The organism is Pseudomonas sp. GW821-FHT01E10, assembly GCF_059422365.1.
Window position 1 is genome coordinate 51,272 of sequence record NZ_JBWKWT010000013.1, and the last position, 14,455, is coordinate 65,726.

Genomic DNA, 14,455 nt, shown 5'->3' on the forward strand with positions numbered 1-14,455 from the left:
CTCTTTGAATGCAAAGTATCGTTATCATCCATACCTCAGGGCCGCCAGATCCCGACATCCAATGCATCCACCGCGTTGGGCAACAAGCGGCGGCAAAAAATGCATCGGCGATTTTCTGTTGTTCACCCAACTCATCGCGTTTCACCGGCTGTACCTGATACGTTCGGCGTAGGCGTGGAGAAAGGGCCACTGCGGGAAATGCTTGAGCAAACTACCGGGGGGTGAGAGATCTATCTGCAAAATTTCGCCCTGGTGGTCGGCGAGGTCACACCAGAGGATCGCGGCATCGATAGGGTGGTAAGTGCTTCTGATCGAGACCATGGTAAACAGCCTCCTGCTGAATTCATCCTAGAATCGCTGGCTGGGCTACTAGCTCTGCGCCTCTGTCGAGCGAGCCAGATTCCCAATATCAATTGGGATCCACTTCTGGTGACAGCTCTGTATGGGGATAGTTCGCGACACAAGACGCGGTAGCGACAGTTTTTGGCGTAAGGCAGGAGAACAGCGCCATTGAACACGAAGTTGCTTTAGGGGCGTTGCAAACTCCAGCTTGGGCGCCTCGATCGCATTGCGACGCGGATGAGTCAAAATGACTGCGTAGCGACGATTTCGTACTGCGCTACGGCCTACTGTTGGCGCCGATGCCGAATTGAGCCAGATGCTGATGCAAGACTGACCCATCTCCAAATCTGCACAAATTCAGCAGAGCCAATGGTTCGCGAGAAGCAGGCAGTGTCAGTGACATCTCGGCAACTGGCTCAATTCGGCATCGGCGCCAACAGCGAAAGAACAGGATGTACCCCCAAAACTACCCCAGTGACGAGTGCTGGAGGAGCGATCGCGAATGTTGATTTTCTACACACGACCAGGGTGGAAGTAGGTGATTTCCAGTGGTACCGCCATATTGCGGTTGGATAGGGTTGCTACGGTGACAGCAGATTGGAGTATTTCGCTTGAGCGGTGACATAGATGGCTTCATATCACTTGAATTGAGTGAAGGCGATATTAAAAAAACATTTATAAATCAAATACTTAAAAATTTACTTAGCATAGGGTGCTAGGGGTCGAGTGTTCGAATCACTCCGTCCCGACCATATAATTTAAGGGGTTGCGAGATTTTATCTCGCGACCCCTTTCTATTTAAAGTCGTTTTCCCCCCACAAAACCACTGGCTCTGGCTGGAATCTCAGCGGATATCAAGGAGCTGGTTGGTGTTCTGTCGCACTATCAGCGCACCAATAGAGGCCTGCATCTGCTTTATTTAAGTCGGTGACATTGCCTATGGCGGTTTCGGCGTTCATTGAGCCGGTGATACCTCAGACTCAAGGCATTTCCGCGTTTAACATTCGTCGAATGGTTATTGATGAACTACGTTCGCTGGGCATTGATAAAGTCTATAAATGCCCTCAAAGGCGAGGGCAGATAGCGTCTACCAGGGTAATAGAGAAATGGTCCGGTAAAGCTCTGCCACCATGGTTCCAGCACCGGTTCAAGTGCCCCACTTTCCAGATAGGGCTCAAGCCAGTCCTCAAACAGGTAGACGATACCCAGCCCATCAATCGCAGCCTGAACAGTCAGGTCCACGGCGCCTCCCACCCTGACAATCAACGGCCCAGTCGGGTCCACGCTCACGGTTTCGCCATGACGTTCGTACTCCCAGAGCGGCATCGCGCCACTGGGAAATCTGCCCCGCAGGCATGCGTGCTTCAACAGAACTCGTGGGTGCTCTGGTCGACCTCTGGCATCGAGATAAGCCGGTGATGCGGCCGTCGCGAAGCGTTGAAGTCGTGGGCCGATGGGGACTGCAATCATGTCCTGCTCAAGGCGTTCATCGTAACGAATACCTGCGTCACAACCTGCCGCAAGCATGTCGACGAAGTTCTCCTCGATCGTCACTTCCAGGCTGATGTCGGGATAGGTTTGCAGGAAGGGGGTAATGATCGACGGCAGCACAAGTCTTGCGGCGCTGGCAGGAACATTCAGCTTGAGGGTGCCTGAGGGGCGGTCGCGGAAGTTGTTCACCACATCAAGAGCCGACTCGACTTCGCCCAATGCGGGCACGATGCGTTCCATCAGCATTGCGCCAGCTTCAGTCGGAGCCACGCTCCGGGTGGTGCGATTGAGCAGCCTCACACCTAGCCTGGCTTCCAGGCGTCGCACCGCGTCACGGCGCTGGGATAGCGGACGGCGAGTCCAGGGCTGATTAGTTGGAGCTTTTACTAAGCAGCCCAGTAAGCGCCAGCGAATGGCTCGCGATCGCCGTGAGACATTACGCTGACTGACGTCTAATCCAGTAATTTGCTCATAGTGCCTATCGGGATTGCGCCATGGTCGGATAGTCCGTGTAACCGCGATCCTCACCTTGGTAGAACGTCGTCGGGTCGGCTTCGTTCAGGGCTCTATTGTGTTTGAATCGCTCTACCAAATCCGGGTTGGCCAGGAACGCGGTGCCAAACGACACCAGATCAGCATCGCCTAAGCTGAGCGCCGTTCCGGCTCGCTCTGCGTCATAGCCACCATTGGCGATGTAGGTGCCACCGAAACGACGCTTTAGTTCTCTGAAATCAAATGGCCCTGCACCGAGTTCAACCACGTGAAGGTAGGCCAACCCATAGCGACTGAGCATCTTCGCCGCGTAGTTGAAAGTTGCTTGGGGATCGCTGTCGCTCATGGAGAAATAATTGAAGATTGGCGACAGGCGAACGCCTACGCGGCTGGCCCCGAAGACCTCGATGACGGACTCGACTACTTCCTTGAGAAATCGAGCGCGATTCTCTACAGATCCGCCGTAGGTATCGGTTCGGGTATTGGTGCCATCGCGTAGGAACTGGTCGATCAAGTAACCGTTTGCACCATGGATTTCAACGCCGTCGAATCCAGCACGTTTTGCGTTTTCAGCACCTTGGCGAAAATCAGCGATCACGTCAGGAACCTCATCGAGATCCAGAGCTCGAGGCAATTCGTAAGACTTCAGTCCCTCAGGCGTATAGATCTCGCCATCAGCCTTGATTGCTGAAGGTGCTACTGGCAGGGCGCTGTTGATCTGCACCAATGGATGTGAGAGCCGTCCGACATGCCAGAGTTGCAGGAATATCCGTCCACCTTCTGCATGAACAGCGTCGGTCACTTGTCTCCAGCCGGCGATTTGTTCGGAGGTGAAGATGCCCGGCGTTCTCATATACCCTTTGCCTTGTGCCGAGACCTGAGAGCCCTCGGTGATGATGAGTCCGGCACCGGCACGTTGCCGGTAATACTCAACCACGGTGGGCGTCGGAGCATCACCTTCACCGGCGCGGCTTCGCGTCAAAGGCGCCATGACCATGTGGTTTTTCAGAGGGAGGGAGCCGATTTGTGCAGGGGACAACAGCAGGTCGAGATTGCTCGTGGTCATGATGTATCTCAGTAGGTGCGGATTAATAATTCGGGATTGGTGGGATGTTTAGCGGGGAGTCGTATCGACTGAAGGCGCGCCTCAGGGGCTAGCTCAGTCGTCCCTCCTGCCGCAGGCGTTCGCCGATGCGCTGTATCTCAGTTTCGCCCTGTGCCAGAGCTGCCCTGCTCGTGTGTACCGAGTAGTAGCCCGTCACCAGTTCGTGCGGATGCTTCACTGCTGAGCCCAGTACGAATGAGCATTCGCCTTGAGCCACGAAATCGATGTATTGCTCGGACTCCTCGAATACGGCGAGTTCGCCGGCATTGATCAGGCCCCCTGTGTCCAGCCGTCCTGCATTAACCGCGAGCCAGGCCACGGTGTGTCCGGACGGCGGGGTATACCGCCAGCGCTCGCCGTCTTTCAAATTCACGGCGAGATAGTTCATGTCACTCGGCGCTTCAATCAGGCTCTGCGCATTACCGTAGCGGCCCAGGAGCACGCGCGCCGGGCCTGATTGCGGAACTTGGGAGGGCGCAAGATAGACACTCAGCGCGGGGGCGTTTTCCAGCGACGGCGGTAGTGCCACCCAGAGCTGGAATCCCTGCATTGAGGACTCGTTGGCTAGCGTAGCGTCGTGCCAAACCCCATTGCCGGCGCGCATCCACTCAACACCACCGGCAAGCAACACACCCGTCGCGCCAGTGGTGTCTTCATAGGCGACGTCGCCTTTGGTCATGAAGGTAACCGTCGCGATCCCTGAGTGCGGGTGCATGCCGAAATTGGACTTACCGCGACTGGCGTTCAAACTGAAAATATCAAGGAAAATGAAAGGCTTTAAAAGCTCGCCCAGATCGCCCGGGCTCATAAGCCGCGTTATAGGGCCATGGGTGCTGCCTTTAGTGCGATGGACAATGGCGCGTTGCAGAACAGCGACGGTGGCGGTCATATGTTTTCTCTCGGGGGTTTGAGCGCCTGGGCCCACCAGACAATGTCATCGAGCAGCGCTTTGGCTGTCTGGGAGGTCAAATGCAGCAATGCCTGAAGGATATGCGTCTTTGGATTGCTTTATTAGATGGCATAATTGGATTGAACCAATCCATTTAACGAAGGGGTGGCGATAAAGTGATTGACCTGAATGACGTCGCCTTGTTTGTACAAGTGGTACGCAACGGCAGCTTTGCCGAAGCGGCGCGGCAGCTTGGAATGCCGCCCAACACCTTAAGCAGGCGCGTTCAACAACTCGAGGCGCAGCTCGGCACACGGCTGCTGCAGCGCTCCACGCGCAAGCTCACACTTACCCATTCAGGTCAGGCTTTTCATGACCGCTGCTCTGGCGCGGTAGAAGGCCTGATCGATGCCGGACAGCAATTAATGACGGGAAATCAGGAGCCGAGTGGCATCGTGCGCATTGCGGCGATGGCTGATTTCTTCGACTTCTTCCCTATGGAATGGGTGGCCGATTTTCTAGCCTTGCATCCACGGGTTCAGCTTGACTTCGTGCTAAGTGATGCGCGCGCCGATTTGATCGCTGATCGGATCGACATTGCGTTTCGAGGGGGCACTTTGCAGGATTCGGGATACGTCGGTCGCCAACTCATTGGAGCAGGCAATGAAGGTTTGGTCGCCAGCCCCAAGTACCTCAATAACCGAGGTGTGCCCGCTACGCTAGAGGATCTGGTCAATCACGACTGTGTGAGTTTCGGCCATCCTAGCGGCGTCACCACGTGGCGTCTTAATGGGCCGAACGGTGTTGAGGAAGACGTGCAGATTACCAGCCGTTTCAATGGAAACACGGCTCAGGCATTGCGTAAGGCCACGGTGGCTGGCTTGGGTATTGCGTTGCTGCCGCCCACGATAGTTGATTTCGATCTTCGGGCTGGCCGCCTTGTGCCTGTGCTACCGCATTACCATCGCACTGGATACGGCCTGCATGTGCTTTATCCCAGTCGGCAACATTTGCCGTTGGCGGTATCAGCCTTTATAGGACTGGTGATGGAGAAGCTAAAATTGGAAGCATTCCCAGCAAGGGTTTTACCTGAGCAGGTTTGACACGGTATTTGGGCTTATGGCTTTCACACAGCGGGACGGGTAGTAATTTCCTCCACCATTAGTCACGTCATCTGTATTTACGGGTCGAGTGTTCGAATCACTCCGTCAAGACCATATTTCATGAGTAAAATCAGATAGTTAAGCCGATCAGCTGGATCGGCTTTTTTGTGCCTGCGCAAAAAACGCGCAAAACTACCCGGTGATTTCGCTGATTTTCAGGTCTGGAATTGCCTCAGACCAGACGATTTTTTCGTGGTCCCGTTGGTAGTTTTTGGTCATGCCTTCGCTCGCATGCTCCGCAATTTTCTGCCCATCCTTTCCGGCTTTCTTGTACAGGTGCAGTGACAGCGCTCGCACTTCGTGAAAGCCTGGCATCTCCTCTTTCTTCCATCCCGCGTAGCAGTTCGCCGCCTCCCTGGCCTCCTTGAGCGCTCGCGTCAAATACCGATCCTCAACCTTCGTCCAGTGGTCCTTGGTCTGCGCCTGTTTCTGTTTCGGGCGATCGGGCTTCCGGTGCATCAGGTGCGGTGACGCAGTGTCATCACGGCAGCGACTGATAACTGCCTGCAACTCGAGCGTCACTCGAAAGCGAATCCACACTGCGTCACTGGGCTTCGCCGTCTTCTTCTGCACCAGATAGAGGTATCCCTCCCGAACGCCATCAAAGCGCATATCGAGAATGTCGGTGTGGCGCTGGGCGATGATCAGGGTGAGGCCTCGCAAAATGGTCGATTGCTATCCCGCGCCGCGCTTGCTTGGTTTTGGAGGCGCGTCAGGACACTCATCGGCCCATCGCGTAACCGTCATGTCATTGAATTGCTCCCCAATGGTGTCGACGCGCAGGCAAGCGCCGTTCTTTGAGTAGAACAAGATGCAACGCGAGCTATCAAAAGAGCAGGTATCGACCTCGAAGAGCTTGCGTGCAGCCAGCTCTCGCTCCACGCCACTGTATTCATAGCCTTCGGTGGTATGCATCCGCGTCGGCTTCCATCCTTGTCTGACGAGCTTGGCCCTGGCCGAGACCAAGGGCTCACCGACGGCGATGCCTGCCGGCCCGCGCCTGTCATTTGTCGCCTGCGAGCCATCCGCAAACGTTGCGCTGGTGCCAATGCAATAAAGTACGACGAGCGCGAGGATCGAAGCCTTTATTTGACAATCCCTTCAGCCGATTTGTAGCTCGCCAAAAACTCTGAATACACAGAATCCACCCTTAGCAAGGAGCGAAAATGGCGGACTGATATTGATGCCCCTAATCTGTCTCGGGACACTTGAAACCCCAACCATGAATTATCATGTCTTTTACTTCTTCACCAGTAGTGCTGACGACTAGACAAGTTTTGTTTTTTTTGTAATTGAACTCGCAATATTGAACTCCCTCAGTGCATCTTTCGACTTCACTGATACCCATATTTCTAAGTATTTTCATAGCTCCGCCAGGCTCCATTTCATTCGTTAAATTTGGTTTCCAGCCATGTTTAATCAATGCATTTCGTGCACTTAAAAATGACATTCCTTTTTTAATGGGCACATCTGTTGCGTTCGCAAGAAGGCTAAAGCAACAAAGCAAAATGCAAGCAAAGGAGTGGTGTTTCATTTTGTAGTACCGCCAAATTTCTTGTAAGTGGTTACGACATCGTCATACGGCATATACGGTTGACCGGACGGATGTCCACCCACCGGGCGATTAGCTTGGCCGGGGCCCATCGGTAAAGATTCCCATTGTCTAGATGCTTTTCGTACTGCATCTTTAATGTCGCCATTTACGAGTGAATCAATTGCACGCACTCTGCGAAGAATTTCGCAGGCCAACAACGTCTGCCAGGCGATTTCGACGCAGTTGTCCATGGCCTGAATGGAATAGCCATCAAGCTGGTTGAGCCAGGCGTTGTAATTGGGCATGCCAACGCTGCGGAAGGCGTCGATCAGTATCTCGGCGACTTCTTCGCCCCAGTGGATGAAGCGCCCCGGGCTCCAGGGGCCTGTCTGGACATGGATAAACCAGCCCAAGCTTGGCAAGTCACCATTGGCGAGTCGTAACGTGCCGTGCTGCGAGGAAAAACCACAGGTGATGTGGACGGTCAGCCAGCCCTGGTGTTGCTGGATAAATCCAGTGGGGTCGAATTGCGCCAGCGGTACGACGTGATAGCCCGTGCCGGGCATAGACCTGACGACCAACTCAGCGTCCAGTCTGGAAATGAAGGCCTGGATCGCCTTGCCTTCGCCGGACATCGTGCAAAGAATTTCAACCGGTGTGCTCGCAGGTATGTCGCTGAACCCGAGGATGCGAACTAACCCATAAAGACGTAATGAGGTTTTCAGGCCGCTGGGATGATGCGAGGTATCGAGCGTGCAGGCGCAGGGGGCAGGCACGTCCATAGGTGAAGAGCGCATCCAATTTTACCGTCCATGTAAATTTGCGTCGCGAAGGATGCCCCAGGCAGAAACTGCGTACAACAATATTTACAATGTTTAAGTTGACAGCTGATTACGTGAGCCATAGTGCCATAGTTAGTCACGGTATGGCTTCGATTGCAGTGGGCGCCGTCCCCAATGACTGGTCCGTATAGCTTTTTGGCGCCCCTGCAAGCATGGGTGTTTTACCCTCACAGAACGGCTGGTTCTGGATGAATTTTTCGAATGTGATACCAATTCGGTATTTGTCCCGCCCCAGCTTGTTAATTGAGTTGCTTCTGTCCGTAGGCGGACACTCGATGATGGGTTTGGCACCGTCAGATGTCGATGCTCACACGGCGTAACGGTGGGCGAGCTTATTGACTCATCTGATCCATCATGAGTGCAGATGGGATGAGTAAGGTGTTGGTGTAATAGGCTTTATAGCCATACGCCGTTATGCGGACCTTGCAAGGAATTTCTGTTTGGGCTGCAATTAGCAGCTTGATTACGTCATAGCTATTTAGATCAAGTTGGGTTCCATCACGATTGGTATGATAAAAAACAAGATCTGCTAGAAAGGTATGGTTGGTTTTGTTTTTTCTCTCTGAGGTCACTCGTCCCTCTGCTTTCACGTTGATGGAGTGATCCACCGAGAAGTCCAAGTCATTGTCCAGAGAGCAGGTCAACATCGGCGTTAACTGGTTGGCGTTTTCGTATGTGTTGAAGGCGTTCAGTAAATCGATGTTTGACGTGAAGATGATTGTGTAAAGATTATTTGGCCCAAGCCCAAAAGACGACAGTGTCAGGTCGGTTGGCGGGATGCCGGCTGTTTTTGCGCAAGCGGTGCATAGGAGTGTCGATGCGTAAATGAGGCTGCGATGTAGGGTCATTGGTCAAAAATACATCGCTAGTCCTCTGCTTGCATAGGTAGGTCCGCCCCGACATGCAACTCTACGGGTGCAGAGTGTCTGTATACGGATCGGGTGACACTGATTTTGAGAATATTCCCCGTGGCGATGGTATGCACCCTCGCCACAGGGCACGACGATTACTCCTTCAATTCGACGTGATCCAGTGCCTGGTTCACCGCCAGTTCACCGAGCATGACCACTTGCGCAATGCCCAGCAGGGTCTTGCGATGTGAGGTTTCCAGCAGCGCCGCGAAATTGTTGAGCATGACGGTAGCCGAGCCGAGTGTTTCGCTGGCGTTGGCCAGCAGGGATTCGGTGTTGTACTTCGGGTTGGCGAGGTACATGGGCTCGGGTTCGTTGGCCGTGGCCATGATCTGGGCGGTCGGGTTGAGGTAGTGGTCGAGGGCGCGTTCGGCGGCTTCGTGGAGCTTTTTTGAATCGAGGGATTCGTAGGGGGATGTCGGGTCTGTGGCAGGCGGATTGGGTGTAGGTTTGAACATGGATGAAACTCCTGATGCGAGTTTATTTAAATGGGAGCCATCACATTCGCTACCAAACGAATTAGGGTGATGGCCATACGCGGGTTGGTAGACCGGTCGCATCAGGAACCCGGCGCCCTCGAAAGAGCCCCGCGCATGGCCACCATAATAGGTGATGCCGTGCGCCGTGATACGAACGGGCTACCAAACCCGATCACTGTTTTTCAGTGACCGGGAAACGATAAAACCCGAGCCCAAAGCGCACAAGCCGGCGGATTCTGGCGCAGTCGTAGGCAACGACGCAAGGCGTTGTAGCCTCGATGAAGTAACACCGGGTGTACTTAAACACGCAGCTAAACATCCAGGGTAAGGCGAGCGGATATACAGAGCTACGTCCTGCCTACGCACCAGGCTGGTGATATTCAGCAACTGCTGCCGTATAGGTGCAACGGGTATAATTAGGCAGAACGGTGTTCCCGGCACATCAGACCAGCACATTCCCCTACTATGACGAAAGAGCTAAATCCCCATGAAAATGACTGATAGCTGCACGTTTCAGATAACTGGCTGGGACGAGAAGCCGTCTCAAGAGCTTGAGGGCACTCCGAAACTCTCACACGCCAAAGTCACGCAGTCCTATGCTGGCGCCATCGAGGGAACAAGTAGCGTCGAATACCTCATGTCTTATAGCGTCGACGGCACAGCTAGCTTTGTTGGTTTTGAGCGGATTTGTGGTGTGGTCGCAGGTAAGAGCGGAACATTTGTTGTTCGGCATTCGGGATCATTTTCGGAGGGAAAGGCACACAGCACTTGGAGTGTCGTGAAGGGGGCAGGCACGGGGGATCTAATCAATCTTAGCGGTAATGGTAACTACGTTGCTGGTCATGGTGAGCCGGCACAAGTGTCATTTGAATATTCGTTTGAACCTGACAGCTAAAGTGTATTGGCTGGACGCATCCACTCTGGCACAGCGATGCGATTATGGGTGGGGGGTGTCCATCCCATTGCTTACGAAAGATCAGCCTTAAAGTCGTCAGCGTCATAATCACAGAAACCCAGCGAGGCTGGAATTCCAGCCTCGCAGCGCCAAGACATTGATCCTATTTTTGGCTGAGCGCCGCTATCGATACTCCCGAAGCGACGAAGGTGAGTCCTGCCCCTACGTTCAGGCCATTTACCAGCCGTGGGCTCTGACGCAAAAAACGGGACAGTACAGTGGCAAATACGCCCATAAGTGCGAATCCCACTGCCGTAAGGGCGGCGAACCATATGCCGTACACCAGCATCTGCACGCTCACTGAGCCGCGTTGTGGGTCGACGAACTGCGGGATGAACGCAAGGACGAAAAACCCAGGCTTCGGATTGAGTGCTGCCGAGAGTAATCCCGTGAGGAAAATGCTCGGCAGTGATTGCCGAGTCGCTGGCTGGAAGCTGATCAGGCTACGGGAGCGTAGGACTTTTATGCCAAGCCAAAGCAAATAACCGGCACCGATAAGCTTGACGACCCAGAAGGCAACGGCGGACGTCTGCATCAGCAAAGTCAGTCCTAGCGAAGCGGTTGCCACATGAAAGAGAATTCCCGCCCCGGATGCCATCCCCGACACGATAGCGGCGATCTTGCCCTGGCTGAGTCCTCGGCCTACGGCCAGCAGATTGTCCGGGCCTGGGGCGAGCACCAATAGCAAGCACGCGGCAGTATAGGCAAGCCAGATATTGATCGGAAACACGGCATTCTCCTTAAGCCTCACCGAGGCATCCATCCTCACGTAGCACCAGAATGTGCCTGTGCCAGACTGCAAAGTCAAAGCCACTGCGTTTGAGAATAACCTCAACCGCCGATTGACTCGTGCGTCTTAATGCAGAGTCGAAATCCTTCGACTTTCTCCAATCCTGATCCGATCAAGCGCCCGGTTTAGTGCATCCAAGGCATCAAGGAGGGCCTTCGCCTCAGCTTCCCGGCCATCCCCCCAAAGGCGTTCTGCCATTTTGTTCAGGGCCTGGATGGAGCGCTCAATTTCAGCAGCTGTCGCCGCTTTGCTTTCCGGTTGTTTCTTCAACATGAGTACCCTTCGGCAGGGAGGACGCGAATTAATTAAAAAGGGTCGCGAGATTTTACCTCGCGACCCTTTTTATTTGTCTCAGTTTTACTATTGATGCAATCAGCGCCGATCCAACCAAACCGTCTGCGCATTGCAAAACTCCCGCACCCCAAAATGCGACAGCTCCCGGCCAAAACCGCTTTTCTTCACACCACCAAACGTGACACGTGGGTCCGTCGCGCAATAGCCGTTGATAAACACCCCGCCGGTCTCCAGTTCACCCGCCATCTGCTCCGCCAGCTGAGCATTACCTGTGTAGATGGTTGAGGCGAGCCCGAATTCGCTGTTGTTGGCCAATTCCAGTGCATGGGCGGCGTCGCGTGCGGTGATGATCGAGGCTACCGGGCCGAACAGTTCCTGTTTGAATGAGGTCATCCGGTCGGTGACGTCAGCGAAGACGGTGGGCTCGTAAAAGTTGCCGGGGCCTTCAGCTTTCTTGCCGCCCATCAGCAATGTCGCGCCTTCTTCCAGGGTGTTGCGAACCTGACGATCCAGTTCATCACGCAGGTCGAAGCGGGCCATGGGGCCGATGTAGGTGTCTGGGGCCAGTGGATCGCCGACGATCAGTTGGCGGGTGGCTTCGACGAACTTGTGGGTGAATGCCTGGGCAATGCCTTGCTCGACGATCAGGCGCTTGGCGGCTGCGCAGACTTGGCCGGTGTTCTGATAGCGGCCAATGACGGCGGCCTTGACCGCCTCGTCGAGGTCGGCATCGTTGAGCACAATGAACGGATCGGAGCCGCCCAGTTCCAGCACGCACTTTTTCAAGGCTGCACCGGCCTGTGCGCCGATGGCAATGCCGGCCCGTACGCTGCCGGTGAGCGTCACCGCGGCGATGCGTGGGTCGGCGATGGCTGTGGAGACGGCGTCCGGCGTGACGTTGATGACCTCGAAAACACCTTCGGGAAAGTCAGCGTGCTTGAAGGCATCCCGCAACAGCCAGGCGCAGCCCATCACGTTGGGGGCATGTTTGAGGACGTAGGTATTACCGGCGATCAGTGCTGGAACGGCGCCGCGCAGGACCTGCCAGATCGGGAAATTCCATGGCATCACGGCGAGAATCGGCCCGAGCGGGCGGTATTCAATGCGTGCCTTGCCGCCCTCGACCATTGTCGGTTCGGCACTCAGCATGGCAGGGCCGTGTTCGGCGTACCACTGGCAAAGCTGCGCGCACTTTTCGATTTCACCGCGTGCCTGAGTGATGGGCTTGCCTATTTCCTGGGTGATCATGTTCGCCATCGTGGCGGCGTTGTCGCGCAATACCTGAGCCAGGGCGATCAACAGCTGCGAGCGTTGATCAACGGGTTTGCTGCGCCAGACGCGGAACCCGGCAGCGGCGCGCGACAATGCGGCGTCCAGGGTCGATGGGGATTCGAAAGGGTAGTGGCCGATCTGCTCGCCAGTGGCGGGGTTGATCGAAATGGCATGGGTGAGACTGGAAATTGGGGTCATGACACCGTCCTGCAGGGTGAGAATCAAAATGGCTGGTTCGCGCGCGCCAGAATGGCTTGGGCACGACCAATGACCGGTGCATCGACCATTTGCCCATCCATCACGAACACGCCTTCCCCGGAGCTGGCGGCATCGATGATGCGTCGCGCCCAGTGCAATTCTTCAGCGGTGGGTTGTAATGCCTGATGGATGATCGCCACTTGGCTCGGATGGATGCACAGTGCGCCGCCGAAGCCCATGTCGCGGGCAAATTCAACGGCGTCGTGCAGGCCGGTGGTGTCCTCGATCGAGGGGAAAACACCATCCAGCGCAGGCGCTAGCCCGGCAACCCGGGTCCAGAGCAACACGGCATAACGGGCGTGGCTGAGCACTTCATCGGCGGCGCGGCTGCCGGTGGTCAGGTTCAGGTCCAGGCCCAGATCGAGACTGCCGAACGACAGCCTCTCAACACCCGGGGCGTTGGCAATCGAGCCAAGTGCAGCCAAGCCTTTGGCGCTTTCGATGATCGGCCAGACCGGTTTGCCGGTGCTGCCTGCGGTGTGCACTTGCGCACAGGTTTCAGCCTTGGGCAGCAGAATGGCGGTCACACCGGCATGGCGTCGGCAAAGATCCAGGTCTGCAGCGTGTGCCCAGTGATCCGGGGCATTTACGCGAGCCAGAATCCGGGCGTCCGGGTGGTCACTCAAGAAGCGCTGCAGATTATCCCTGGCCTGTTCCTTGAGGTTTTCCTGTACGGCATCTTCCAGGTCGACAATCACCCGGTCCGCGCCGGTGGCGATGGCTTTGGGGATGCGCTCTGGACGCGTGGCCGGGACAAACAGGGCGGTGCGAACGATCGATGGATTCATGGGGTTTCTCCCTCGCTGAACTCGACTTCACCGATTTGTGCGGTGCCGTCCTGATTGCCCGCCCAAACCTGCGCCTTGCCGCTGTCGATCAGACGCCCGCCCACTTCGAAGGGTTGCGGTGAAATCAGCGGCCTGACACCCCGGAACGCGAAGCGCTTCAAGCGCGCGGTCGGGTGCGCTCTGGTGAAGGCACGCAAGTTGAGGGTGGCGATCAATGGACCATGCACTACCAACCCCGGATAGCCTTCGGTCTCTGTGACGTAGGGCCAGTCATAGTGAATCCGGTGGCCATTGAAGGTGACCGCGGAATAGCGGAACAGCAGGGTCGGGGAAGGTTCGACCGGGTCTCGCCATTGGCCTTCAGGGAGCGCTTCGGTGCCGCTCAGTTTGGGCGGTGTCGGTTCCCGGTAGACGATGTCCTGCTCATCTTGCAGGGCGCGTTGGTCGTCCTGGAAATACTCATGGCGTACCGTGACGAACAGCAACGACCCGGTGCGACCGTGCTTCTCTTCGACGTTGAGAATGGTCGATACGCAGGTCACATCCGCCTCTACCTTCAAGGGCTGGTAGAACTCGATTCGGCTACCGGCCCACATGCGATTGCGGTTGTGGGCTGGCGGCAGGAAGCCGCCGAGCGCTGGATGGCCGTCCGGGCCCAGTTCGCTGGCGGCAACCGGCTCCTGAAAAAACGCCCAGTGCCACAGCGGCGGCAGCGCTTCGCCAGGCAGTGGCGCCACTTCGCTCAAGGTGGCGGCAATGCGTTTGACCAGGTTGAAGCTGATCCGGTCCTGGCTTTCCTGATGACGTCCGATCCACGCTGAAAAATCGATATTGCTCATACATGTCGCTC

General features: G+C 55.7%; 14 protein-coding genes and 3 pseudogenes. 2 read left to right on the forward strand and 15 right to left on the reverse strand.

Going from position 1 to position 14,455, the window contains the following annotated elements; genetic code table 11:
- Positions 1 to 35: 35 nt before the first annotated feature.
- The 4 genes and pseudogenes from AC07V0_RS21240 to AC07V0_RS21255 form a co-directional block, all read right to left on the reverse strand.
- Positions 36 to 166: pseudogene (locus AC07V0_RS21240) on the reverse strand (ABC transporter substrate-binding protein); the annotation flags it as partial.
- Positions 167 to 1,368: 1,202 nt separating this feature from the next.
- A pseudogene (locus tag AC07V0_RS21245) lies at positions 1,369 to 2,178 on the reverse strand (LysR family transcriptional regulator); the annotation flags it as partial.
- 133 nt (positions 2,179 to 2,311) lie between these two features.
- Positions 2,312 to 3,391, reverse strand: coding sequence for an alkene reductase (locus tag AC07V0_RS21250; protein ID WP_216744557.1), 1,080 nt, complete (start codon positions 3,389 to 3,391; stop codon positions 2,312 to 2,314).
- Between the two features lie 88 nt (positions 3,392 to 3,479).
- On the reverse strand, positions 3,480 to 4,319 hold the full coding sequence (locus AC07V0_RS21255; protein WP_064616816.1) for a pirin family protein: 840 nt from the start codon (positions 4,317 to 4,319) through the stop codon (positions 3,480 to 3,482).
- A gap of 176 nt (positions 4,320 to 4,495) precedes the next feature.
- On the opposite strand from AC07V0_RS21255, the gene AC07V0_RS21260 reads away from it, so the two are divergent.
- Positions 4,496 to 5,422 carry a LysR family transcriptional regulator gene (locus AC07V0_RS21260; protein ID WP_495019885.1) on the forward strand — a complete coding sequence of 309 codons (927 nt, stop codon included), beginning with the start codon at positions 4,496 to 4,498 and terminating at the stop codon, positions 5,420 to 5,422.
- A gap of 192 nt (positions 5,423 to 5,614) precedes the next feature.
- Here the strand turns inward: AC07V0_RS21260 and AC07V0_RS21265 are convergent.
- From AC07V0_RS21265 to AC07V0_RS21290, 6 genes and pseudogenes are all read right to left on the reverse strand, one after another.
- Positions 5,615 to 6,136, reverse strand: a pseudogene (locus AC07V0_RS21265) (site-specific integrase); the annotation flags it as partial.
- A gap of 21 nt (positions 6,137 to 6,157) precedes the next feature.
- Positions 6,158 to 6,397 (reverse strand): hypothetical protein, encoded by a 240-nt coding sequence (locus AC07V0_RS21270; protein ID WP_495019886.1) that lies wholly within the window; start codon positions 6,395 to 6,397, stop codon positions 6,158 to 6,160.
- Between the two features lie 274 nt (positions 6,398 to 6,671).
- Positions 6,672 to 7,016 carry a hypothetical protein gene (locus tag AC07V0_RS21275; RefSeq protein ID WP_495019887.1) on the reverse strand — a complete coding sequence of 115 codons (345 nt, stop codon included), beginning with the start codon at positions 7,014 to 7,016 and terminating at the stop codon, positions 6,672 to 6,674.
- Positions 7,013 to 7,813, reverse strand: coding sequence for a lysozyme family protein (locus tag AC07V0_RS21280; protein WP_495019888.1), 801 nt, complete (start codon positions 7,811 to 7,813; stop codon positions 7,013 to 7,015). Before AC07V0_RS21280 ends, AC07V0_RS21275 begins: the two co-directional genes overlap by 4 nt.
- A 377-nt stretch (positions 7,814 to 8,190) precedes the next feature.
- Positions 8,191 to 8,706: a hypothetical protein gene (locus AC07V0_RS21285; RefSeq protein ID WP_086945282.1), complete on the reverse strand. Its 516-nt coding sequence runs from the start codon at positions 8,704 to 8,706 to the stop codon at positions 8,191 to 8,193.
- Positions 8,707 to 8,864: 158 nt separating this feature from the next.
- The gene (locus AC07V0_RS21290; protein WP_086945283.1) at positions 8,865 to 9,227 is read right to left on the reverse strand and encodes a DUF6124 family protein; all 363 of its coding nucleotides are present in this window, start codon (positions 9,225 to 9,227) and stop codon (positions 8,865 to 8,867) included.
- A 508-nt stretch (positions 9,228 to 9,735) separates the two neighbouring features.
- Between AC07V0_RS21290 and AC07V0_RS21295 the strand changes: the two genes are divergently transcribed.
- Entirely contained in the window at positions 9,736 to 10,143 is a 408-nt protein-coding gene (locus tag AC07V0_RS21295) for a DUF3224 domain-containing protein (protein WP_495019889.1), read from the forward strand.
- A 163-nt stretch (positions 10,144 to 10,306) separates the two neighbouring features.
- Here the strand turns inward: AC07V0_RS21295 and AC07V0_RS21300 are convergent, their stop codons facing one another.
- The 5 genes from AC07V0_RS21300 to AC07V0_RS21320 form a co-directional block, all read right to left on the reverse strand.
- Positions 10,307 to 10,933 carry a LysE family translocator gene (locus AC07V0_RS21300; protein WP_026331974.1) on the reverse strand — a complete coding sequence of 209 codons (627 nt, stop codon included), beginning with the start codon at positions 10,931 to 10,933 and terminating at the stop codon, positions 10,307 to 10,309.
- A gap of 126 nt (positions 10,934 to 11,059) precedes the next feature.
- Positions 11,060 to 11,266: a hypothetical protein gene (locus tag AC07V0_RS21305; RefSeq protein ID WP_018930267.1), complete on the reverse strand. Its 207-nt coding sequence runs from the start codon at positions 11,264 to 11,266 to the stop codon at positions 11,060 to 11,062.
- 99 nt (positions 11,267 to 11,365) lie between these two features.
- The gene (locus AC07V0_RS21310; protein WP_495019890.1) at positions 11,366 to 12,757 is read right to left on the reverse strand and encodes an aldehyde dehydrogenase family protein; all 1,392 of its coding nucleotides are present in this window, start codon (positions 12,755 to 12,757) and stop codon (positions 11,366 to 11,368) included.
- A 23-nt stretch (positions 12,758 to 12,780) separates the two neighbouring features.
- Positions 12,781 to 13,605 carry an HpcH/HpaI aldolase/citrate lyase family protein gene (locus AC07V0_RS21315; RefSeq protein ID WP_495019891.1) on the reverse strand — a complete coding sequence of 275 codons (825 nt, stop codon included), beginning with the start codon at positions 13,603 to 13,605 and terminating at the stop codon, positions 12,781 to 12,783.
- A complete protein-coding gene (locus AC07V0_RS21320; RefSeq protein WP_495019892.1) occupies positions 13,602 to 14,444 on the reverse strand; it encodes an HTD2 family dehydratase in 843 nt (280 codons plus the stop codon). The genes AC07V0_RS21315 and AC07V0_RS21320 overlap by 4 nt, the downstream gene beginning before the upstream one ends.
- Positions 14,445 to 14,455 lie beyond the last annotated feature (11 nt).